This is a genomic window from Streptomyces sp. 11-1-2 (assembly GCF_003595545.1).
Lineage (GTDB): Bacteria > Actinomycetota > Actinomycetes > Streptomycetales > Streptomycetaceae > Streptomyces > Streptomyces hygroscopicus_B.
Genome location: NZ_CP022545.1, coordinates 6,436,184 through 6,457,266 on the forward strand (window position 1 = coordinate 6,436,184; position 21,083 = coordinate 6,457,266).

Sequence of the window (21,083 nt, forward strand, 5' to 3'; positions counted from 1 at the left end):
GGACGGGCCGCTCGGCCGGGCGGCGGCAGGGCCTAGACTTCCCGTCCGTACGGATCGTCGAACACGCGAGGTCGACGAGGAGCGGGCAGGGACCACGAGACCAGGGAGCGAGGGCGGACGTGCCGGAGGCGACGACTGTACACACCACGAGTGGCGCCGGCGTCCAGCTCGCGGACGGCTACTTCCAGGGCTATGCGGTGGTCGGACTGCTGGCGGCGATCGGCGTGATCTTCGTCGCCGTGGCCTTCGGGGCCGGGCGGCTGCTGCGGCCCGTCGTGCCGACGCCGGAGAAACTGCTGACCTACGAGTGCGGAGTGGACCCGGTGGGTGAGGGCTGGGCCCACACCCAGGTCCGTTACTACGTCTACGCTTTTCTGTATGTGATTTTCGCCGTGGACTCGATCTTCTTGTTCCCGTGGGCGACGGTCTTCGCTGCACCCGGCTTCGGGGCCGCCACGCTGGTGGAGATGTTCATCTTCCTCGGGTTCCTCGCCGTAGGTCTGCTGTACGCATGGAAGAAGGGCGTCCTGGAGTGGACGTGACACCGAACCCGACGCCGACGCCGGCCGCCGCGGCGGTCCCCGCGCCGGTCCCCGCATCGGTCCCCGCGCCAGTCCCCGCCTCCGCTCCGGTGGACCTGCCGGAGCCGCGCCGTCTCGGCACGCTGGCCCGGCTGGCTCCCGAGCCGATGAAGGTGGTCCTGAACTGGGGCCGCCGCTACAGCCTGTGGGTCTTCAACTTCGGGCTCGCCTGCTGCGCGATCGAATTCATCGCCGCGTCGATGGCCCGCCACGACTTCATCCGGCTCGGCGTGATCCCCTTCGCGCCGGGGCCGCGCCAGGCCGACCTGATGGTCGTCTCCGGCACGGTCACGGACAAGATGGCGCCCGCGGTCAAGCGGCTGTACGAGCAGATGCCGGAGCCGAAGTACGTGATCTCCTTCGGGGCCTGCTCGAACTGCGGCGGCCCCTACTGGGACTCGTACGCCGTGACGAAGGGCGTCGACCAGATCATCCCCGTCGACGTCTACGTCCCCGGCTGCCCGCCCCGGCCCGAGGCGCTGCTGCAGGGCATCCTCAAGCTCCAGGAGAAGATCGCCCGCGAGTCGCTGGGCGAGCGTTACGGGACTTCGGGGCGCGGTGTCGAATCCACGGCCTCGGGCCGCCCGTCCGCGGCCGCGCTGCGCAGCGGGCTGGTCACGCCTCCGGGGCGGGAAGACACGACATGACCGAGCCGAACGAGACGCCGGAGCGGACCGGGATGCCGGAGCCCGCGGAGGTCGAGCCCGCTGAGGTGGCGGAGCCCGCTGCGGTGGCCGCCCCGCCCGTGGGCTGGCTGCCGCGTTCCGCCACCGAGCTGTTCGGCGAGGGCACCACGGCGGAGGAGGCGTACGACCTGCTCACCGTCGACGTCCCCGCCGACTCCTGGATCGCGTCGCTGGAGACGGCCCGCGACACCCTCGGCTGCACCTACTTCGACTGGCTGAGCGCGGTCGACGAGCCGGGCACCGGCTTCCGGGTGGCCGCGTACGTCGTCGCCCTCGGCGGGAGCGGGAGCGAGGGCGCGAGTGGGGCCGGGCGTGCGGTGCGCGGTCTGCTGGTGCGCACCACCGTGCCGCACGACGCGGCCGCGCTGCCGACCGCGACCGGCGTCTATGCCGGGGCGGGCTGGCATGAGCGCGAAACCCACGAGATGTTCGGCATCGGCTTCACCGGCCACCCCGGTCTCGCGCCGCTGCTGCTCCCCGACGGTTTCGAGGGGCATCCGCTGCGCAAGGACTTCGTGCTGGCGGCCCGGGTCGTCAAGGCGTGGCCGGGCGCGAAGGAGCCGGGGGAGTCGGGCACCGGCCACGGTCCCAAGCGCCGACAGATGCTGCCGCCAGGCGTCCCCGACCCCAACGAGTGGGGCCCCCTCAAGGGCCAGCTACCCCCTGCCCCGGCCCGCCCGGCCCGCGGCGGCGCCCGCGCCGCAGGCGAGCGCCCCGCCCGCCGCACCCGCACCGCGACAGCCGGCTCCGCGAGCCAGCGCCCGGGCGGTGCGGAGCCGACGGCGGAGGCCCAGACTCCGGCGGCCGAACGCCCGGCGCGGCGCTCGCGCAGCGTGAGCGAGGGCTCGGCAAGCCAGCGTCCGGCAGGCGCGGAGGCGGCGGACGCTCAGACCCCGGTGGTCCAGCGTCCGGGAAGCGCCGAGTCGACGGCCGACTCTCAGACCCCGGCGGCCGAGCGCTCAGCCGCGGACCGTCCGGCAGGGGCTGGGGCGGTGGGGGAGACTCCCACCCCGGCGGCCGAGCGCCCGGCGGGTGCGGAGCCGACGGCGGAAGCCTCGGCCCCGGACGCCGCCGCCAGTCGGCGGGCCGCAGCCGATGAGCCCTCGGCCCCCGCCGAGCCACCGGCGTCCGAAGGCGCGGCGGCCGAAGCCTCGGCGCCCGAAGCGCCCGCGGCCGATGGTGCGGCGGCCGAAGCCCCCGCACCTGAAGCCCCCGCGGCCGATGACGCCGCCGGGGCCGAGTCGCACGCATCCGCGTCCCCGGCGCACCCGCGGCGCCCCGCGCCGCGGACCCGATCGGCCGACGCCCCCTGGCATCACGCGCGCCCCGCGCGGGACGAGGACGCCGAGTCGTCGCGCGAGCCGGAGGCAGCGGAGGCAGCGGAGGCCGAGGCGCACGGAGACGAACGCGGCGGCGAGAAACCCGACTCCGACTCCGACTCCGCCTCCGACACGCCCGACACCAACTCCGACGACCAGCCAGGAGGCACCGCGTGAACGACGTCCTCGACGTCGCGCTGCGACTGCTCGCCCTCCTGCTCGCCTTTCTCGTACTGCCCCTGCTCGTGGGGCAGACCGAGCACAAGGTCATGGCCCATATGCAGGGCCGCCTCGGGCCGATGTACGCGGGTGGGTTCCACGGGTGGGCCCAGCTCGTCGCGGACGGGGTGAAGTTCGCGCAGAAGGAAGACGTCGTACCCACCGGCGCCGACCGGCGGATCTTCCAGCTCGCGCCCGCCGTCGCCCTGCTGCCGTACCTGCTCGTCCTCGTCGCGATCCCGGTCGGCCCCGCCGAGGGCGCCGTCGGCCAGGTCGTGGACGCGGGCATCTTCTTCGTGCTCGCCGTGATGGGCGTCGGGGTGCTGGGTTCGCTGATGGCGGGCTGGGCCTCGGCGAATAAGTTCTCCCTCCTCGGGGGCCTGCGTACGGCCGCCCAGCTCATGGCGTACGAGCTGCCGATGCTGCTCACCGCCGCCTCCGTGGCGATGGCGGCGGGCACGGTCTCGCTGCCCGGCATCCTCGAGGCGTTCGAGTGGTGGTGGGTGCCGTGGCAGATCGTCGGCGGGGTGGTGTTCTTCACCGCCGGTCTCGCCGAGCTGCAGCGCCCGCCGTTCGACGCGCCGATCGCCGACTCCGAGATCATCTTCGGTGCGTACACCGAGTACACGGGGCTGCGGTTCGCGCTCTTCCTGCTCGCCGAGTACGCGGGCATCGTCATCCTGTGCGGGCTGACCACCGTCCTCTTCCTCGGCGGCTGGCACGGTCCGTTCGCCGATGGTCTCGGCTGGCTGTGGACGCTGCTGAAGACGGCCGTCCTCGCCTTCGTCGTGATCTGGCTGCGGGTCAGCTATCCGCGGCTGCGCGAGGATCAGGTCCAGCGGTTCGCCTGGACCTGCCTCATTCCGCTCTCACTGGCCCAGATCGCCCTCACCGGCGTCGTCAAGGTGGTGATCTCCTGATGGGCATCCCCGGATCCGGCCTGGCCAAGGGCCTGGCCGTCACCCTCCGCACGATGACCCGGAAGTCGCACACCGCGCAGTATCCGGACGTGCAGCCCGAGCTGCCGCCCCGTACCCGCGGGGTGATCGGGCTGTTCGAGGAGAACTGCACGGTCTGCATGCTGTGCGCCCGCGAATGCCCGGACTGGTGCATCTATATCGACTCGCACAAGGAGACCGTCCCCCGGCCGCCCCGGGCGGGCGCGAGCGCAGCCGGAATGTGCTGGACCGGTTCGCGATCGACTTCGCCCTGTGCATGTACTGCGGTATCTGCATCGAGGTGTGTCCTTTCGACGCGCTCTTCTGGTCGCCGGAGTTCGAGTACGCGGAGGAGGACATCCGCGATCTCACCCATGAGCGGGACAAGCTCCGCGACTGGATGTGGACGGTGCCCGCGCCGCCCGCGCTCGACCCGCGCGCGGAGGAGCCCAAGGAGATCGGCGCCGCCCGTAAGGCCGCCGACAAGCTCGTCGCCGCGGAGGCCACGGCCGCCGCCGAGGCCGCGCAGGCCGAGGCGGAGCGCGCCTCCGACGCCGGCGACGGGCCCAACGGGACCAACGAGCCCAACGGGCCCAACGCGAGCGACGGGCCCAACGCGAGCGACGGGCCCAACGCGAGCGACGGCACCGACGCGAGCGACCGCACCGACGGATCCGACGGAAACGGAGCCGCCACGTGAGTCCCGCGGTCCACTTGGCCGCCACCGGCCACGGGTTCCTGTCGCCGACCGGCGTCGAGATCGTCTTCCTGCTGGTGGGCATCGCGACCCTCGGCGCGGCCGTCCTCACCGTCACCACCAAGCAACTGGTGCACGCCGCCCTATGGCTGGTGGTGGCGCTCGGCGGCATCGCCGTGGAGTACCTCCTGCTCACGGCGGAGTTCATCGCCTGGGTGCAGGTGCTGATCTACGTCGGCTCCGTCGTCGTCCTCCTCCTCTTCGGGCTGATGCTCACCAAGGCGCCCATCGGCCCCTCCCCGGACGCCGATTCGGGCAACCGCCCGGCCGCGCTCGCGGTGGCCGTGGCCGCCGCTGGCGTCCTGGTGTGGGTGGTCGTGGACGCCTTCCGGACCACCTGGATCGAGCTAGACAAGGGCGTCCAGGGCTCCACCGCCGTCTCCGGTGAGAGCCTCTTCCGCCACTGGGTGCTGCCGTTCGAGGCGCTGTCCGTGCTCCTCCTCGCCGCGCTCGTCGGCGCGATCGTCCTGTCCCGTAGGACCGCCGAACCTCGGGACGCCCAGAGCGGCAAGGAGAAGCGCTGATGCACCTCGCCTACCCCGCCGTGCTCGCCATCCTCCTCTTCTGCACCGGCCTGTACGGCGTCCTCGCCCGCCGCAACGCGATCCTGGTGCTGATGTCGGTCGAGCTGATGCTCAACGCCGTCAACCTCAACCTCGTCGCCTTCGACGTCTGGCTCCGCGACACCCTGCACGCGGGCCAGGCCCTGACCCTCTTCACCATCGCCATCGCCGCCGCCGAGATCGGCATCGGCCTCGCCATCGTCCTCCTCGTCCACCGCAACCGCGGCACCGCCGACGTCGACAAGCTCCGGGACCTGGCCGACCCCCCGTCGGACGGCCAGGACCCGATGGACGACAGCATGGCAGCCCCCACTGACAACGCCGCCGACCAGGCACGACGCGCCCGGAGGCAGACCGCGTGACGACCACGACCGCTGCCGTTCTCGTCCCCCTGCTGCCCTTCCTCGGCGCCGTCGCCGGGCTCCTGCTGGGCCGCCGCGCCCCCGGTTTCGTCCGCCCCCTCGCGGTGCTGCCGACCCTCGCCGCGGCCGGTCTCGCCGTGCTCGTCGCCGTACGGCAGGGCGGGGGAGCGGGCGGCGGCACGGCCCCGCTCACCGCCGCGGCCCGGCTCGCCGACACCGGCTCGGTCCCCATCGACCTCGCCCTGCAGGTCGACGGCTTCGCCGCCCTGGTCGCGGCCCTCGTCGCCGTCGTCGCCTGCTGTGTGCAGATCTACTCGACCGGCTATCTGCGGGACGACCCCCGCTACCCCTCCTACGCCGCGCTCGTCTCCCTCTTCACCGCCGCGATGCTCCTGGTCGTCTACTCCGACGACCTGATCGTGCTGCTCGTCGGCTGGGAGATCATGGGCATCTGCTCGTACTTCCTGGTGGGCCACTACTGGGAGACCGCGGCCGCGCGCTCGGCGTCCCTGAAGGCGTTCCTGGTCACCAAGCTCGGCGACGTGCCGTTCCTGATCGGCATCTTCGCGCTCGCGGGCGACACCGGCACGTTCCGCATCAGCGAGATCCACACCCGGCTGACCTCCGAGACCGCCGGGGTGCCGCTGGACCACCCCACCCTGATCGCGCTGCTGCTGCTGGCCGGGGTCGCGGGCAAGTCCGCGCAGTTCCCGCTGCACACCTGGCTGCCGGACGCGATGGCCGGTCCCACCCCGGTCTCCGCGCTGATCCACGCGGCCACCATGGTCGCCGCCGGTGTCTTTGTCGTGGCCCGGCTGCTGCCCGTCTTCGCCTCCTCCGCCGCCGCGCTCGCCGTACTGGCCGCCATGGCGGCCGTGACGATGGTCGGATCGGCGCTCGCCGCGCTCGCCCAGGACGACATCAAACGCGTCCTCGCCTACTCGACCGTCGGCCAACTCGGCTATATGACGGGCGCACTGGCCGTCGACGACCGCGGCGCCGCCGTCTTCCACCTCATCACCCACGGCGCGTTCAAGGCGCTGCTCTTCCTCGGCGCGGGCGTGGTGATCCACGCCGCCGGGACCAACTCCCTCGCCGCCATGTCCCGGATGAGCGGCCTCGCCCAGCGCATCCCCGACGCCTTCTGGACGATGACGGTCGCGCTGCTCGCGCTCGCCGCCATCCCGCCCTTCGCGGGCTTCTTCTCCAAGGAGGCCGTCCTCGGCACGGCCGAGCACGCCGCGACCGGCCACACCTCCGGCGTCCCGGCGGGCGTCGGCTGGACCGTCCTCCTCGCCGGTCTCCTTACCGCGCTCCTCACCGCCGGATACGCGGCCCGGCTGTGGCTGCTCGCGTTCCGCGGCCGGGGCGAGCCCGTCCCCGACCACGGCAAGCAGCCGGTGGCCATGAACGCCGTCCTGTGGGTGCTGTTCATCCCCACGGCCGCCCTCGGCCTCGCCTACGGCACGCTGCCCGACTGGTTCGACGGCGAGACGCTCACCCCGACCCTCACCACCTCCGTACTCGGCACCGGGCTGGCCCTGGCCGGCGCCCTCGTCATGTACGGCGCCTGGCGGCACAGCTCGGCCCGGGCCGCCCGCGTCCCGCTCGGCGCGGTGGCCGCCCACCCCGAAGCCGCCGACGCCGTCTCCGAGGCCGAGGCCATCGCCACCCACGAGGCGGCCTACGGCTCCATCGCGGGCGCCAGCGACCCCGCCGACCCCGGGCGGCTGCTCCTGGGCCCGCTGCACCGCCACGCGGCCGTCGGCTTCCACCTCGACGCCGTCTACAGCGTCCTGTTCGTCCGGCCCGTGGCCGCCGCCGCCCGGCTCGTCCGCTTCCTCGACCGCGAGGTCGTCGAGACGTACGTACGCGGCGCGGGCGGTGCGCCCCGCCTGCTCGGCGCGGCCGTCCGCCGCGCCCAGACCGGCAATGTGCAGACCTACCTCGGCGCGCTGCTCGCGGGCTCCCTCGTCCTGGCCGTGGCCGCCGTCCTCGTCGCAGCGGGAGCCTGACCCGTGAACCACACCGTCCAGCAACTCCTCCTCGCCGCCCTGGTCGTGCTCCCCCTGCTCGGCAGCGTCGCCGCCCTGCTCCCGGCCCCGCCCGGGCTGCGCGGCCGCGGACCGGACCAGGCCGTACTGCGCCACGGCGTGACCGTCACCGGAGTGGTGCTCGCCGCCGCCATCGCCCTGGCCGCCGGTTTCGACCACGACCACCCGGCCAGGATGCAGGCCCAGACGGACATCAGCTGGATCCCGGCGCTGGACATCCGCATCCACCTCGGCGTGGACGGCGTCTCGCTGCCGCTGCTCGTGCTGACCGCGCTGCTGACCTTCCTCAGCGCGCTCTACGCCTACTTCAACCGGCCCGCCGGGCCGTCCCCCAGGGCCTTCGTCGCGCTGCTGCTGCTCCTGGAGTCCGGCACCCTGGCCAGCTTCGCGGTGCTGGACCTGATGCTGTTCTTCCTGGCGTTCGAGATGGTCCTCATCCCGATGTACTTCCTCATCAGCCGGTGGGGCAGCGGCGAACGGGAGCTCCCGCCCGTCACCCGCCACCACCCCGAGGAAGCGCTTCGCGCTGCTGCCACACCCGAGCGTGCCGCCTGGCGGTTCATCCTCTACACGCTGCTCGGCTCCGTCGTCATGCTGCTCGGCCTCCTCCTCATCGGGGTCAAGGGCGGCACCTTCGACATGGTGGCACTCGCCGCTGACAACGGCGCGAAGCTGACCCACACCACCCAGCTCATCGCGGCCCTCGCCATCATCGTCGGACTCGCCGTCAAGGCCCCCATGTGGCCGCTGCACAGCTGGCTGCCCGACGCCCACACCGCCGCCCCCACCGTCGGCTCGGTGCTGCTGGCGGGCGTGCTGCTCAAGATGGGCACCTACGGGCTGGTCCGCATCGTGCTGCCGATGACCCCCGGGGCGGCCCACACCTACGCGCCCTACCTCGCCGCGTTCGCCGTGGTCGGCATCATCTACGGATCCCTCGCCTGCCTCGCCCTGGCCCGCACCGGCGCCAAGGGCGACCTCAAGCGCCTGATCGCCTACTCCTCCGTCGGCCATATGGGCTTCGTGCTGCTGGGCATCGCGACCCTCACCCCCACCGGGGTGAACGGCGCGCTCTTCGCCAACATCGCCCACGGCCTGATCACCGGCCTGCTCTTCTTCCTCGTCGGCGCCCTCAAGGACCGCTCCGGCACCACCGACCTCGACCAGCTCGCGGGCACCAGCGGCGCCGCCCTGTACGGCAGGGCGCCACGCCTCGGCGGACTGCTCGCCTTCGGCGCCGTGGCCTCCCTGGGGCTGCCCGGACTCGCCGGGTTCTGGGGCGAGATGCTCGCCATGTTCGGCGCCTTCGACCCCGCCGACGGGCTCAGCCGCCCGGCGTATCTCACCTATATGGCGCTCGCCGGCTTCGGCACCCTGCTCACCGCCGCCTACATGCTCATCGTCGTACGGCGCGTCTGCATGGGCGACCATCCGATCGAGCCCCGCACCGGGACCGAGCCCGAGCGGCCCGCCCTCGCCGACGTCCACGGCCATGAACTCGCCGCCTGGAGCCCCCTGGTGGCCCTCACCGTCCTCGCCGGACTGTGGCCCGCGGCCCTCCTCGGCCTCACCGACCCGGCCGTGCAGCAGCTCCTCGCGGGAGGCAACCGATGACTGCGAACGCCACGAGCCTGGCCACCAGCCTCGTCCAGTCCGTCGACTGGCTCGCCGTCGCACCGCCCACCATCGCGGCCCTGGCCGGCCTCGCCGTCCTCGTCGCGGATCTCTTCCTGCCCGAGCGCAGGAAGCATCTGCTGGGCTGGGGAGCGATAGCGGGACTGGCCCTGGCCGCGCTCGCCCTGCTGCCGCTGCTGGACGGCGACCGCTCCACCTTCTGCCTGACCACCGGCGCCCACGCCTGCAGCTACACGGCCGACACCTTCGCCCTCGTCATCCAGTTCCTCGTGCTCGGCGGGGCGCTGCTCACCGGGCTGCTGTCCTTCAGCGCCCTCGATGACCTCAAACTCCCCGCGGGCGAGTTCTGGTTCCTGCTGCTGTCCTCGGCCGCCGGGGCGGCCCTGCTGCCCGCCTCCCGAGATCTGGCGACGCTGGTCATCGCCCTCGAGGTGGCCTCGCTCCCGGCCTTCGCCCTCGTGGGCCTGCGCCGCGGCGACCGCCTGTCCTCCGAGGCCGCGCTGAAGTTCTTCCTCTCCTCGGTCACCGCGACCGCCGTGATGCTGCTCGGCGTCAGCTTCGTCTACGCCGCCACCGGCAGCCTCCATCTGTCCCGGATCGCCGACGCCCTCACCCATGTCGACCCGCGGCTCGACACGCTCGCCCAGGCGGGGGTCGTGCTCACCCTGGTGGGCTTCGCGTTCAAGACCGCTGCCGTGCCCTTCCACTTCTGGGTGCCCGACACCTACGTCGGCGCCCCCGTGCCCGTCGCGGCGTATCTATCGGTCGTCGGTAAGGCGGTCGGTTTCTCCGGCCTCATCCTGGTGACCGTCCTCGCCTTCCCCTCGTACTCCGATGTGTGGGGCCCTGCCGTCGCCGTCCTGGCCGCCCTCACCATGACCGCGGGGAACGCCGCGGCGCTGCGCCAGCGCCCGGAGCGCGCCTTCAGCGCCGTACGCCTGCTCGCCTGGTCCTCCGTCGCCCAGGCGGGCTATCTGCTGGTCCCGATCGCCGCGGCCGGTTACGCCGACTCCGACAAGGACGCCTCCCGCGCCATCGGCTCCACCGTCGCGTACGCCCTGATGTACGCGGCCGTGAACCTCGGCGCCTTCGCCGTGGCCGCCCTGGTGGCCCGTACGAGCCCGGCCAACCGCCTCACCGACTACCGCGGGCTGTACGCGGCCCGCCCGGCCGCCGCCCTGGCCCTGGGCTTCTTCCTGCTGTGCCTGGCCGGGCTGCCCCCGGGCGTCATCGGGCTCTTCGCGAAGGTGACCGTCTTCTCGGCGGCCGTGGACGCGGGGCTGGGCTGGCTCGCGGTGGTGATGGCGCTCAACGTGGTCGTGGCGCTCTACTACTACCTCCAGTGGACGGCGGTGCTCTTCCGCGCCCCCGAGCCCGCCGCCGGGGCGGAGCCCGCACCCGCCACCGGGGCGGCCGTCGCCCGCCCGCGCGCCGTTCCTCTTACGGCCGCCATCGGCCTCACCGCGGTCGTCGGCATCGCCCTGTCCGGCGCCCCGCAGCTCGTCCTGCGGTTCGCCTCGGACACCCTGCTGTAACCGCTCCCGCGTCCGCCGCGGGCCTCCGTTCGCCTTACCTTACGGCCGCCATCGGCCTCAACTCGGTCATCGGCCACCGGCCGTGCGGGCCGTCGCACCGGCCTCGCGCGCCGTCGGCACGGGCCGCACGCCCGCACCCGTGTGCACAAGGGAACTGGTGCCCTTCGCCTGGCGTTGACTTTTTCAGGAGGGTCCACTGGAAGGTGGAGACACCAGGCAAAGCGTTCCCCTGCGGCACAACGGGAGGGCACACAGTGCACCGCCGGCACAACGGGCTGAAGACCGCCGTACTCCTCGGTGGTCTGTCCGCGATCATCATCCTCATCGGCAGCCTCTTCGGCCGCACCGGGCTGATCATCGCGGTCGTCGTCGCACTCGGGACCAACGCGTATGCCTACTGGAACAGTGACAAGCTGGCCCTGCGCGCGATGCGCGCCCGCCCCGTCAGCGAGTTCGAGGCACCAGGGCTGTACCGCATGGTGCGCGAGCTCTCCACGGCCGCGCGCCAGCCGATGCCCCGGCTCTACATCTCCCCGACCGAGGCCCCCAACGCCTTCGCGACCGGCCGCAACCCCCGTAACGCGGCGGTCTGCTGCACCGACGGCATTCTGCGGCTGCTGGACGAGCGCGAGCTGCGCGGGGTCCTCGGCCATGAGCTCAGCCATGTCTACAACCGCGACATCCTGATCTCCTCGATCGCGGGCGCGCTCGCCAGCGTCGTCATGTTCCTGGTCAACTTCGCCTGGCTGATCCCGATGGGCCGGTCCGACGACGACGAGGGCCCCGGCTTCGTCGGCATGCTGCTGATCATGCTTCTCGGCCCGCTCGCGGCCTCCATCATCCAGCTCGCCGTGAGCCGCTCCCGCGAATACGAGGCGGATGCCTCCGGAGCCCAGCTCACCGGCGACCCCCTGGCCCTCGCCAGCGCCCTGCGCAAGCTCGAAGCGGGTACCAAGCAGCTTCCGCTGCCGCCCGAGCCCCGTCTGGAGACCGCCAGCCACCTGATGATCGCCAACCCGTTCCGGGCCGGTGAGGGCATGGCCAAGCTCTTCTCGACCCACCCGCCCATGCGGGAGCGCATCGCACGACTCGAGCAGATGGCAGGACACCAACCGTGAAAACCCTCCTGAACCTCATCTGGCTGATCTTCGCCGGCGTCTGGATGGCGATCCTCTACGTCTTCGCCGGCGTTCTCCTCTGCCTCACGATCATCGGCATCCCCTTCGCGCTCGCCTCCTGGCGCATCGCCGGCTTCGCCCTGTGGCCCTTCGGCCGCACCACCGTCCCCCGCCCCGGCGCCGGAGCCGCCTCCTGCGTCGGCAACGTCCTCTGGCTCATCCTCGCGGGCTGGTGGCTGGCGCTCGGCCACCTGCTCACCGGCGTCGCCCTCTGCCTCACGATCATCGGCATCCCCCTGGGCCTGGCCAACTTCAAGCTCATCCCGATCTCCCTGGCCCCCCTCGGTGTCGACATCGTCTCCACCGACCAGCCGTTCGGCCACCGCTGACCTGCCCGCCGACAACACCAGGGGCGGCACGGCCACGCCGCACCGCCCCTGCCGCACCGCTCCGAGTGCCGGCTACCGGTAGTTCACGAACTGCACCGCGAAGTCCAGGTCCTTGCCCTTGAGCAGGGCGATCACGGCCTGCAGATCATCCCGGCTCTTGGAGGTCACTCGCAGCTCTTCGCCCTGCACCTGCGCCTTGACGCCCTTGGGCCCCTCATCGCGGATGATCTTGGCGACCTTCTTCGCGTTGTCCTGCGAGATCCCCTCCTGCAGCGAGGCGAAGATCTTGTACTCCTTGCCCGACGCCTGGGGCTCGCCCGCGTCCAGAGCCTTCAGCGAGATCCCGCGCTTGACCAGCTTGGACTGGAAGACGTCGAGGATCGCCTTGACCCGCTCCTCGGAGTTGGCTCGCATCTCGATCCGCTCGCCCGACCACTCGATCGAGGCGCCGACGTTTTTGAAGTCGTAGCGCTGGGAGATCTCGCGGCTCGCCTGGTTCAGAGCGTTGTCGACCTCCTGCCGCTCGACCTTCGAGACGATGTCGAAACTGGAGTCGGCCATCTTGAGTTGGCTCCTCGTACGTAGATCCGTCAGTGGCACGGCCCAGCGGACCGCTCCAGCCAGCCTAGCGATCTCAGCCATGATCCAGAGGCGATCAACCGGGTGGCGAAGCACCCCCGCACATCAGGTATTGTTTACGTCGTTGCCAGGGAGCAGCGCCGCGAGAGCGGGGCACCTGGCCACGTCCCAGGCGGTGTGCCCGAGTGGCCAATGGGAGCGGACTGTAAATCCGTCGGCTTAGCCTACCCAGGTTCGAATCCTGGCGCCGCCACGCCAAAGAAACGGCCCCCGAGCTGCGAAAACGCAGCCGGGGGCCGTTTTCGTCGGCGAGAGGGGATCGCGCCCGGAATGGGCGGTCTATGTCACTGTGTCTCACTCGATCTCGCGTGCTGACCACTGCGTGTGGGGCATGCGTGGGGCACGCTCGGGGATCATCCCCAGTTCTTCAGTGCCTCATCGATCCGGGCGTTCGCCATGGCTGTCGCGCCGTCCAGACACTTCGCATACACCTTCAACAGCACAGCGACCGTGTGACCCGCGCGGCGCGCGACCTCCACGGGGTCCACCCCCGAGTTCAGCCACAGCGAGACGCACGCGTGACGCAGGTCATACGGCCGGGCGCCCAGCGGCGAAGCCTGCTGCTCCGGCCCGAGTGCCGCCTTTCGGGCCCGTGCCCAGACCTCCCCATAGCCGCTCTCCTGCACCAGACCCCCGCGGGCGGTCCGGAAGAGTCGGCCATCGGGGGCCGCGCCGTACGTCTCCAGGTGCTCCCGCAGCATGGTCACGAAGCCGGGCGGGATCGGGACGTGCCGCACGTCCTTCTCGGGGCGCCACTTCAGCCCCCGCTGGTCATGGGCGGTGCCTGAGTCGGTCCACGAACTCCCGACGCGCGGCCGGGAGCCGTCGAGGTGCAGCGTGCCCCACCCTTCCAGGGGCAGCTCGCAGTTCTCGCGACGGAGCCACACGGCCTCACCGGGCCGTAGCCCAGCGTGGTAGAGGCACCCGAAGAACGCCCGGAGGTGCTTTCCCCGATCTCCCTGCTCGCTCACGGCTTCCAGCAGCCGACGGGCTTGCCGGGGGTTGACCACAGCCCCGGGGTCCACCTGCTCCACAGGGTTGGGGATGGACCACTGCACCTGCGGAAGCGGGTTGACGTCGAGCCGACGGGCCTCCACGGCGAACCCAAGGGCGTTGTGGAAGATGGCACGCTTCCGCCGGACCACCGAGGCGGCGGCGGGCTTACCGTCCAGCCGGACCGTGAAGGCTGTGAGCACCTTCCGCAGCAGCAGCGGGTCATCCAGGGCACTCATGGGCACCGCATGCCGCTCGACCCATTCCAGGGTGCGCTGGACGTCTGCGGGTGGGTCCTCCGTCCATCGGTTCAGGTTGAAGGCCCAGCTATACAGCGCGCGACGAAGCTGCCGAGCCTCCGGCATACCGCGACGCGTACTCACCAGGGCCGGGGTGGCACTGGCCATGGCCTCGGCCAGTGTGGTCCGGGTCTTCGCGGGCGCGCACGGCCACTTCATCTCGATGTAGTCGCGAGCGTGCTGGTACCAGCTCACGTCATTGAGCTTGCGCAGCTCGGACAGCGGCAGCCCGGTCGCCTCGTCGAACCGCTCGCCGTTGTTCACCGCGGTGAGCAGTTCCGCGCGGCGGCCATCGGCCAGGGTCTTGGTGCGGAACGTCTGGGAGTGCGGGGTGTCCCCGACCTTCCAGCGCAGCTCTGCCGAGGACTGCCCCCGGTCCTTCCGCTGCCGTACGGCCCAGACGCGGACTTTGAACGTGTGCGCCACGTGGTTCCTTCCATGCGAAAGGGGACCGGTCGCGGTGCGGCCGGTCCCCTTCGGGGGTGGGTCAGTAAGCGGGGGACTCGAGGTCTCGCCACCAGGCGTCGAGGTCGCTACGACGGACGCGAAGGTGGCCGTTCGGGAGCTTGATGAGCTTCGGGGCCTTGCCGCGGGCGCGCATGCGGTAGAAGGCGGCGCGGCTCATCTTGATCTCTTTGAGGACGTCGGGGAGCTTGAGCTTGTCGTCGCGTGCCACGCGTTCGACTCCTTCGCTCTGATGGCGGGGTCTTTGGGCTTTCGAGGGGCGTGCTTGTCCGAAGCGCGGATTTCTGCGTCATTGCGTCATCAGCGTCATTTGAGCTTTTGACCTGCGGTTTTGTGTGACGCAGTGGTTTGGGGGTGCGTCATCGGCGCGTCATGGGTTGCGTCATCGGGTGACGCAGATGACGCAGGATGACGCAGAGGTTGCCGTCTGCGTCATGCCTGTATCCGCAGGTCAGGGGCCGTTTTTCCGTCTGCGTGACGCAGATGACGCAGCGTCTTCCCTCTTAGGACAAAAAGAGGGGGTGTCTGTTGTGGTGCGGCGCGGCTCACAGCGTGAAGAAGGAGCCGCTGCGCGGCGCGACTATCGGGCGGCGTTCCGCCGAACAGCAAGAGGAGCACGTCTGGCCCGGTGGTGCTCCTCTTGCTTGTCCGGGAGTTCCCGCGTGGTCGTGGGTCAGAGCAGCGGCTTCTGCTCGTGTGGTGGTGGGGCCGGTTGGCGGGTCATTTCGAGGTAGCGGCCCTCGCTGGTGCGGCCCCAGTCGATGAGGACGCGACGGGCTGCAAGGGTGGGCTGGAGGCGCTTGAGGCGGTCGGAGAGGACTTTTCCCGTGGTCGGCCACCCCTTGGGCAGGGGACGCAGTTCATCGCCGCTGTAGAGGCGGCTGAGGCAGTGCAGCCATTCGGTGGAGGTCATCCGCTGCGCCGCGCCCGGCTCGATTGTGTCCGCATGGCTGAGGACGGTCTGCGCGAGGAGGTCACCCTCGATCACGTCGTCGTTGAGGTCGTCCAGACTGGCCCGGTAGGCGGCGAGCGCCCCGAGACCGGTAGCTGCGTCGAGTTGCGCGCACAGGTGCGCGAAGTCGGCCATCCGCAGGTCCGTGGGGGTCTCTGCCTCGGCCGCGCGGACCTTGACCGTGAGGTCCAGGAGGGAGCCGAGGACGACGGGCAGAACTTCCGCGTACTCCGTCCACAGCTCATCTTCGGTGCGCCTCACCCGGGGGCGTTCCAGGCGCAGGGGCAGGAGCCGTTCTGCGAGGTCGGGGCGGATGACGCCGACGTCGATGCCGGTCAGGAGCAGGGGGCGGCGGTAGCGGGCGCGGAAGACGTCCCCGTCGGTGAACAGGGCACGCTTGACGCTCTCGGCCCCGGTGACGATGCAGCACATGGCGTCGGACAGGTCCGGGGTCATGTGGGAGAGGTTGTCCAGGGCCGTGACCCATCCGGCCGCCACCGCCGCGATCAGGTTCTCCTCGTCCTTTGGCGCCCGGCGAAGGTCGCCGCTCATGCCCTCGATGATCCTGGTGAGCATCCGGCCGCCGGTGGACTTGCCCGCGCCTTGGGGGCCGGTGAGGAACGGTGCGGGGACGGGCACGGACGGCCCGAGGCAGCCGATCAGCCAGGCGATGGCCAGGCACTCGGTCTCCGCGTTGGCGAAGTTGCACAGCCTCAGCAGCAGATCAATGCCCTTGCCCTCGGTGTCCTTCGCGGGCAGGGGCAGTTCCCCGGTGAGCTGGGTGCGTCGCCAGCACACTTCGCGTGGGTCGGGGACGACGATGTCCCAGCCGGTGGGGTGGATGCGGACGGACTGTCCGTCGTTGCGGCCCAGGTCGAGCCAGGTCGCGCCGTCGAATCCGGGCGCGACGCGGATGTGGACGGGCTGCACGTCCTCAGACAGCGCGAGTGCTTCGATCAAGTCCAGTGCCTCCTTGAGCGCGGTTCCGTTGAACACGCCGCGCCCGTCTTTGAACAGGCCGACCATGAGTTCCTGACGGTGGCTTCCTGTGGTGCCCTGGGAGCGGATGGGGCGGGCCACGGGGTGGCCGTTCTTCTGCGCGTACACGGTCCCGTCGGCGGTGCGGAAGTACCGGAAGTGCGCCTGCGCGTAGTCGGTGATGACCTCGCGGGCGGGGTTCTTCTCGTCGTCGGACATGGTCACAGTCCCAACGTGGTACGGGCGTTGGTCCACGCGTCGGTGCAGTGCCGGGGGGATTCGCCCTTGGCCTGCGCGGCGGTGAACAGTCGCGCGATGTGGGCGTCGGTGAGGCAGCCGCACCGGCCGTGGGTGGAGAGCACGGCGAGGAAGGTCCGGTAGACGGTGGTGTGGACCGCGCTGCGGGCCTCGGTGATGCGCTGCTCGGCCATGGCGATGCCACGGTCCAGGTAGGCGGGCGTGCGGTGAGGGCACACTGCTTCCCCGGCCCATGCGGGCACGGTGATGGCCTGCGGGGCCGCCCGGACCGTGGAGGGCTCTTTCACTGCCAGCGCGCGCACGATTTCCGGCAGGTCGGTCATGGTGCCGGTGCCGTGACCGAGCCACCGGGCGTAGGCCATCGTGGACTTGAGGTCGACACCCTCACGGACGGCGTTCACAGATCGCATGGCGTCTCGGTAGATCCAGTGTTCACCGCGGGTCGTCGGCACGATCCGGGTGGGCGGCAGGGTCTCCCGGGCCCATGCGACGGCTGCGGTGTCGTCGAGGTCCACCACGGTCAGCCCGGCGCCGCCGGGGTGGTAGGCGACCGTCACGGCCTCCCGCCACGCCGACGCCCACGCGGGCGAGGCGAGGACGTCCGGGTCGGTGGTGGCGGCGGCCCACGCGTGGCAGGGACCGGGGCACTGGCAGGGGCCCCCGTCTTTCATGTTCGGCCGCCCGCCACAGGCGGCCCTGCCGGTCTGGGCGTCCTTCGCGCAGGTGCGGCAGTTCCCGAACGGCACCTTGCCGTGCCGGAGGGGCAGCACCGGCAGACCGGCCGCGGCCAGCTCCAGCGCGGTCCGCAGGGGCGACGGGGCGGGAGGGTCTCGCCGGATGACGGCGGGTTGGGTCATGCTGGATGCCTCCAGTTCTGTTGGTAGTGCTGGGAGACCGGGGCGGCCCCGCTTCATTGGCGTGAGAGGGGGCCGCCCCGGGCGTGTCTAGAACGGGGGCTCGGCCCAGGGGTCGATGTCGGGGTGTTGCCGACGCAGCCACCGGGGGCGGTGCGGGAGGGGGAGCAGGGTCCAGCGGCGGTTTTCGTTCCAGCAGGGGCAGGTCTCGTAGTCGGTGCCTGCGTATTCGCCGGTCTCGTAGTCGCCGTAGTCGTGTTCGGTGCCGCCGTACCCGTCGCAGTCGGGGCAGTTGGGGCGGGGAGTGTCGGTGAGGATGAGTGCGGGGCGGGGCCAGTGCGAGACGTGGACGCGGAGTCGGATCATGCGGCGTTCCTCGTTTCGTCGTGATCAGGCGGTGCGGATGATGCGCTGGATGGTGGCTGTGGCGGGTGTCCAGAGCCTTTGGGCTCCGCGGCAGGGCACCGGTTCGGTGAGCGGCTGGACGTCGGTGAGCTGCCAGTGATGGCCGCGGGATTCGCCCCAGGGGGAGCAGCAGCCATCAGCGCAGTGGTGTCCGGCCAGGACGGCTGTGGCGATGACGGCTCCGCGGGCGTCGGGCCAGCCGTCGAGCGTGTCCCAGTCGGTGATGAGGAAGCGGGCCATGGGGTCGAAGGTCTTGCCCGCGTGGATGAGGATGGTGCTGCCGACAGTCGCGGCGGGCGGGGTCCACGAGCGGTTTTCGATGCGCTTGCCGCCGTAGGCGATGGCGTCCGCCCACGGCTGCTTGATGGTCAGTGCCTTCACGACGCCCCTTTCGTTCTTAGCTGTGGAAGTGGTTGCGCTTGATGACGGCCTTGCGGATGTTGACCGTGGTCCCGTGGCTGGACCGGTTCGCGCTGAAGATCTGCACGGCGATCCAGCCGCCGAAGATGACCGCGGCCAGGATGATGAGCTGAGTGATGAACGCGGTCAGGGCGGCGATGAACGTGGTGAGTAGGAAGAGCCCACCGCAGACCGCGGCGAACCCGATCCCGCCGAGGGCGATGTTCACCGCTGCGGGGGAGATGACAGGTTTGGTCGTGATGGGTTCGGGCTTGACGGGCTCGATGGCGTAGCCGGTGATGACTCGCCCGTCCGGCAGCACGACGCTTTGCACTTGGGCCGCCGTGCCCGGCTGCACCGGTACCAGGGGCGCGGTGGTCGGGTGCGGGGTGATGGGTTGGGGGTGGTGGACTTCGACGGCTGGGGGCCGGTCGAGGTGGGTCATCGCGAATCCCTCCGGGATGCCCGCGGGCCCGCGCCGGGAGGTGGCGCGGGCCCACGGGGGTCGGGTGTCAGGCTCGGGTGTCAGGGGTGTCACGCGGTGGTGTCACGTGTTCCTGACAGCGGGTTTGCCTAGGGGTTTGGGTGTCAGACGGCCGTGACGGTGTCAGGCGTCAGGCGGCTGTCAGGGCGGGGACGATGCGCCACCGGCCGGTGGCGTTGGTCGGCTCCAGCCGTCCCTCCATCGCGGCCTCTTTCAGCCGCGCGGACACCCACGGGCGGGAGAGGTTGTTCTGGTCGCACCAGTCCGTGAAGTCCTTCGGGCCGACGACCATCCGGCCCTCGGTCTCGAACTCCTCCAGCGCGCGGGCGAAGAGCTGCCGGGCCTCGGCCGGGGAGGGCTTGCGGCCGGTGTCCTGCCCGAAGATCGGGGCGTCATCGCCCTGCTCCGGCTCCGGCAGCTCGGCCTCGGGGTCGATGTCGGCGTCCTCGGGGTCCACCAACAGCCCGTACTCCATGCCGTCCTCGTCCTCCTCCGCGGCGTCTGGCGCCGCCGTCTGGTTGTCCCCGGGGGCAGTGCGGCCGGTGTAGAGCCGTCCGGCGACACCGGAGGCTGCGCCAGCGGTGATGGGGTCGGCGGTGGCGCCGTTGCGCTGTGCCCAGGAGGCCAGCACCTCCATGAGCGAGACCGCGCGGTGGCTGAAGGCCCGCGTGCGGCCCGGGGAGGGGTAGCGGTCCTCGGGGATGCCGGGCGTGACCAGGTAGCAGTAGCCGGGGCGCCGGTTGCCCCAGGCGCCGGGGTGGGCGCCCGCGTCCAGCACCGACTCCGGCAGGGAGAATCCCTCGTCGCGCGGGTCGCAGCCGAGGGCGAGCACGGAGGGCAGGGAGGCGCGGGTGCTGGTGCTCATCTGGTCATAGCTCGGCCGCTGGAGCGAGACCACCAGAGAGATGCCGGCAGAACGGGCCTCCTGCGCGATGCCGGTGAACGCATCGTCCCCCAACGCCCGCAGAGTGTTCGCGGACTCCTCCATCCAGGCGACCAGGAACGGCATCCCGGGGCAGCCGCACGCGCGGCCGTCCGGACGGCAGGTGTGCTCCGGGTCGTTCTGCACCTGCGCGCACTCGGGAACCCACTGGCGGTAGCTGTGGGCGCCAAGCCAGCGCGTCCGGGCCGGGATGGCTGCCTTGACGCCCTCCACCATGACCTCGGTGTCGGTGCCGCCCTCTACGCCCCAGTCCAGACCGGGGCGCAGCGGGCCGAAGTCCTGGAACGCCTTCGGGTCTGACAGCCACACCAGCACATCGCGGCGGGAGAGGATCTCGGTCAGCAGGTTCAGTGCCGCGTCGCCCTTGCCGGAACCGGTGCCGCCCGCGATCAGCAGGTGTGTGGAGTTCCGCTTGACCTCCGGGCTCGGGTCACCGGGCAGCCACAGCATCAGCGGGGCGCCGTCGTCGTAGCGGCCGATGACCAGCGGATCGGCGATCGAACCGCCGAGCTGGGAGGGACCCTCCCACTCGACCGTCTCGGCCAGCATGTCCTCCGGCACGATCACCAGCTCGCCGCGTCGTGCCGAGTCGGGGTCGGGCGTGTAGCGCACGGCCGAAGTCGGCAGATCTAGGGCGGACGCGATGTGGGCCAGCGCCTTCGTCACGTCGTCGTGGGTGTGCTCCCCGGCCGCCCCAGCGATCGGCGCGGTGACGCGGTTCGGCTCGACCTTCGCGGCGCCGATCTGCGCCCGCGCCAGTCCCACCTTCTCCAGCAGGCCCTTATCTGAGCCTGCGCCGTCCCCGGCCGGGTCGTTGCGGCGCATGGCCATGCGCACGTTCCACGACAGCGCCACACCGGGCCCGCCCATGAGGTAGACGTCATCGATCGGGCCGGTGGTCGGTCCGGCCAGGCACGCGGCGGTGAGCCAGGCCGAGCCCGCCGCGACACTGATGGCCGAGTGGAGACGGCGCTGCTTGCTGGTAGTGCGGCCGACCCACCAGGTGGTGCCGGTCAGGGCCACGGACGCCAGGGTCAGACCGACCCCGGCCCCCGCACTGTCCGCCCACCGCTCATGCCCCAGGACCCCGACCACGCCGGTGGCGGCGACCCCGAGCCACGAGGGAAGGTGCGGCTTGATGCGGTGCAGCAGGTACGCCCCGACGGAGCCGCCCGTACCCGCGTTCGTGTCGGCGGGGACGGCGAGCGGGTACCTCCGGCCGTCCTGGTCAGTCCAATTGCGCGCCATGGTCGTACCT

At 71.4% G+C, this 21,083-nt stretch carries 20 protein-coding genes, 1 tRNA gene and 1 pseudogene; 13 read left to right on the forward strand and 9 right to left on the reverse strand.

What is annotated here, in order from left to right; translation table 11 throughout:
* Positions 1-119: 119 nt before the first annotated feature.
* From CGL27_RS27410 to CGL27_RS27465, 12 genes and pseudogenes are all read left to right on the forward strand, one after another.
* On the forward strand, positions 120-542 hold the full coding sequence (locus CGL27_RS27410; RefSeq protein ID WP_059149010.1) for an NADH-quinone oxidoreductase subunit A: 423 nt from the start codon (positions 120-122) through the stop codon (positions 540-542).
* Positions 512-1,228, forward strand: coding sequence for an NADH-quinone oxidoreductase subunit B (locus tag CGL27_RS27415; protein ID WP_119990656.1), 717 nt, complete (start codon positions 512-514; stop codon positions 1,226-1,228). The genes CGL27_RS27410 and CGL27_RS27415 overlap by 31 nt, the downstream gene beginning before the upstream one ends.
* On the forward strand, positions 1,225-2,763 hold the full coding sequence (locus CGL27_RS27420) for an NADH-quinone oxidoreductase subunit C (RefSeq protein WP_240450649.1): 1,539 nt from the start codon (positions 1,225-1,227) through the stop codon (positions 2,761-2,763). The genes CGL27_RS27415 and CGL27_RS27420 overlap by 4 nt, the downstream gene beginning before the upstream one ends.
* Positions 2,760-3,725, forward strand: coding sequence for a complex I subunit 1 family protein (locus CGL27_RS27425; RefSeq protein ID WP_078642881.1), 966 nt, complete (start codon positions 2,760-2,762; stop codon positions 3,723-3,725). The genes CGL27_RS27420 and CGL27_RS27425 overlap by 4 nt, the downstream gene beginning before the upstream one ends.
* Positions 3,725-4,443, forward strand: a pseudogene (locus tag CGL27_RS27430) (4Fe-4S binding protein). The gene CGL27_RS27425 and the pseudogene CGL27_RS27430 overlap by 1 nt, the downstream one beginning before the upstream one ends.
* Complete coding sequence (locus CGL27_RS27435; protein ID WP_119990658.1) at positions 4,440-5,024, forward strand: NADH-quinone oxidoreductase subunit J; 585 nt, start codon at positions 4,440-4,442, stop codon at positions 5,022-5,024. The pseudogene CGL27_RS27430 and the gene CGL27_RS27435 overlap by 4 nt, the downstream one beginning before the upstream one ends.
* Positions 5,024-5,425 carry an NADH-quinone oxidoreductase subunit NuoK gene (nuoK, locus tag CGL27_RS27440; protein ID WP_119990660.1) on the forward strand — a complete coding sequence of 134 codons (402 nt, stop codon included), beginning with the start codon at positions 5,024-5,026 and terminating at the stop codon, positions 5,423-5,425. Before CGL27_RS27435 ends, nuoK begins: the two co-directional genes overlap by 1 nt.
* Positions 5,422-7,440 carry an NADH-quinone oxidoreductase subunit L gene (locus tag CGL27_RS27445; RefSeq protein ID WP_119990662.1) on the forward strand — a complete coding sequence of 673 codons (2,019 nt, stop codon included), beginning with the start codon at positions 5,422-5,424 and terminating at the stop codon, positions 7,438-7,440. Before nuoK ends, CGL27_RS27445 begins: the two co-directional genes overlap by 4 nt.
* Positions 7,441-7,443: 3 nt before the next feature.
* Positions 7,444-9,093 carry an NADH-quinone oxidoreductase subunit M gene (locus CGL27_RS27450; protein ID WP_119990664.1) on the forward strand — a complete coding sequence of 550 codons (1,650 nt, stop codon included), beginning with the start codon at positions 7,444-7,446 and terminating at the stop codon, positions 9,091-9,093.
* Positions 9,090-10,649 (forward strand): NADH-quinone oxidoreductase subunit N, encoded by a 1,560-nt coding sequence (locus CGL27_RS27455; protein WP_119990666.1) that lies wholly within the window; start codon positions 9,090-9,092, stop codon positions 10,647-10,649. The genes CGL27_RS27450 and CGL27_RS27455 overlap by 4 nt, the downstream gene beginning before the upstream one ends.
* Before the next feature lie 254 nt (positions 10,650-10,903).
* On the forward strand, positions 10,904-11,767 hold the full coding sequence (gene htpX, locus CGL27_RS27460; RefSeq protein WP_078642888.1) for a zinc metalloprotease HtpX: 864 nt from the start codon (positions 10,904-10,906) through the stop codon (positions 11,765-11,767).
* Entirely contained in the window at positions 11,764-12,156 is a 393-nt protein-coding gene (locus tag CGL27_RS27465; RefSeq protein WP_078642889.1) for a YccF domain-containing protein, read from the forward strand. Before htpX ends, CGL27_RS27465 begins: the two co-directional genes overlap by 4 nt.
* Before the next feature lie 72 nt (positions 12,157-12,228).
* On the opposite strand, the gene CGL27_RS27470 is transcribed toward CGL27_RS27465, so the two are convergent.
* Entirely contained in the window at positions 12,229-12,717 is a 489-nt protein-coding gene (locus CGL27_RS27470; protein WP_078642890.1) for a YajQ family cyclic di-GMP-binding protein, read from the reverse strand.
* A gap of 189 nt (positions 12,718-12,906) precedes the next feature.
* On the opposite strand from CGL27_RS27470, the gene CGL27_RS27475 reads away from it, so the two are divergent.
* A tRNA-Tyr gene (locus CGL27_RS27475) sits at positions 12,907-12,988 on the forward strand.
* Positions 12,989-13,148: 160 nt separating this feature from the next.
* On the opposite strand, the gene CGL27_RS27480 is transcribed toward CGL27_RS27475, so the two are convergent.
* From CGL27_RS27480 to traB, 8 genes are all read right to left on the reverse strand, one after another.
* Positions 13,149-14,513: a tyrosine-type recombinase/integrase gene (locus CGL27_RS27480; RefSeq protein WP_119990667.1), complete on the reverse strand. Its 1,365-nt coding sequence runs from the start codon at positions 14,511-14,513 to the stop codon at positions 13,149-13,151.
* Between the two features lie 61 nt (positions 14,514-14,574).
* Positions 14,575-14,763: a helix-turn-helix domain-containing protein gene (locus CGL27_RS27485; RefSeq protein WP_119990669.1), complete on the reverse strand. Its 189-nt coding sequence runs from the start codon at positions 14,761-14,763 to the stop codon at positions 14,575-14,577.
* 462 nt (positions 14,764-15,225) lie between these two features.
* A complete protein-coding gene (locus CGL27_RS27490) occupies positions 15,226-16,701 on the reverse strand; it encodes an ATP-binding protein (protein ID WP_119990671.1) in 1,476 nt (491 codons plus the stop codon).
* 2 nt (positions 16,702-16,703) lie between these two features.
* Entirely contained in the window at positions 16,704-17,597 is an 894-nt protein-coding gene (locus CGL27_RS27495) for a bifunctional DNA primase/polymerase (RefSeq protein ID WP_119990674.1), read from the reverse strand.
* A gap of 87 nt (positions 17,598-17,684) precedes the next feature.
* Positions 17,685-17,960: a hypothetical protein gene (locus tag CGL27_RS27500; protein WP_119990676.1), complete on the reverse strand. Its 276-nt coding sequence runs from the start codon at positions 17,958-17,960 to the stop codon at positions 17,685-17,687.
* A 24-nt stretch (positions 17,961-17,984) separates the two neighbouring features.
* Positions 17,985-18,380, reverse strand: coding sequence for an ASCH domain-containing protein (locus CGL27_RS27505; protein WP_119990678.1), 396 nt, complete (start codon positions 18,378-18,380; stop codon positions 17,985-17,987).
* A gap of 16 nt (positions 18,381-18,396) precedes the next feature.
* Entirely contained in the window at positions 18,397-18,843 is a 447-nt protein-coding gene (locus tag CGL27_RS27510) for a hypothetical protein (protein ID WP_119990680.1), read from the reverse strand.
* Between the two features lie 169 nt (positions 18,844-19,012).
* Positions 19,013-21,073, reverse strand: a complete 2,061-nt coding sequence (gene traB, locus CGL27_RS27515; protein WP_119990681.1) for a plasmid transfer protein TraB — start codon at positions 21,071-21,073, stop codon at positions 19,013-19,015.
* Between the last annotated feature and the right edge of the window lie 10 nt (positions 21,074-21,083).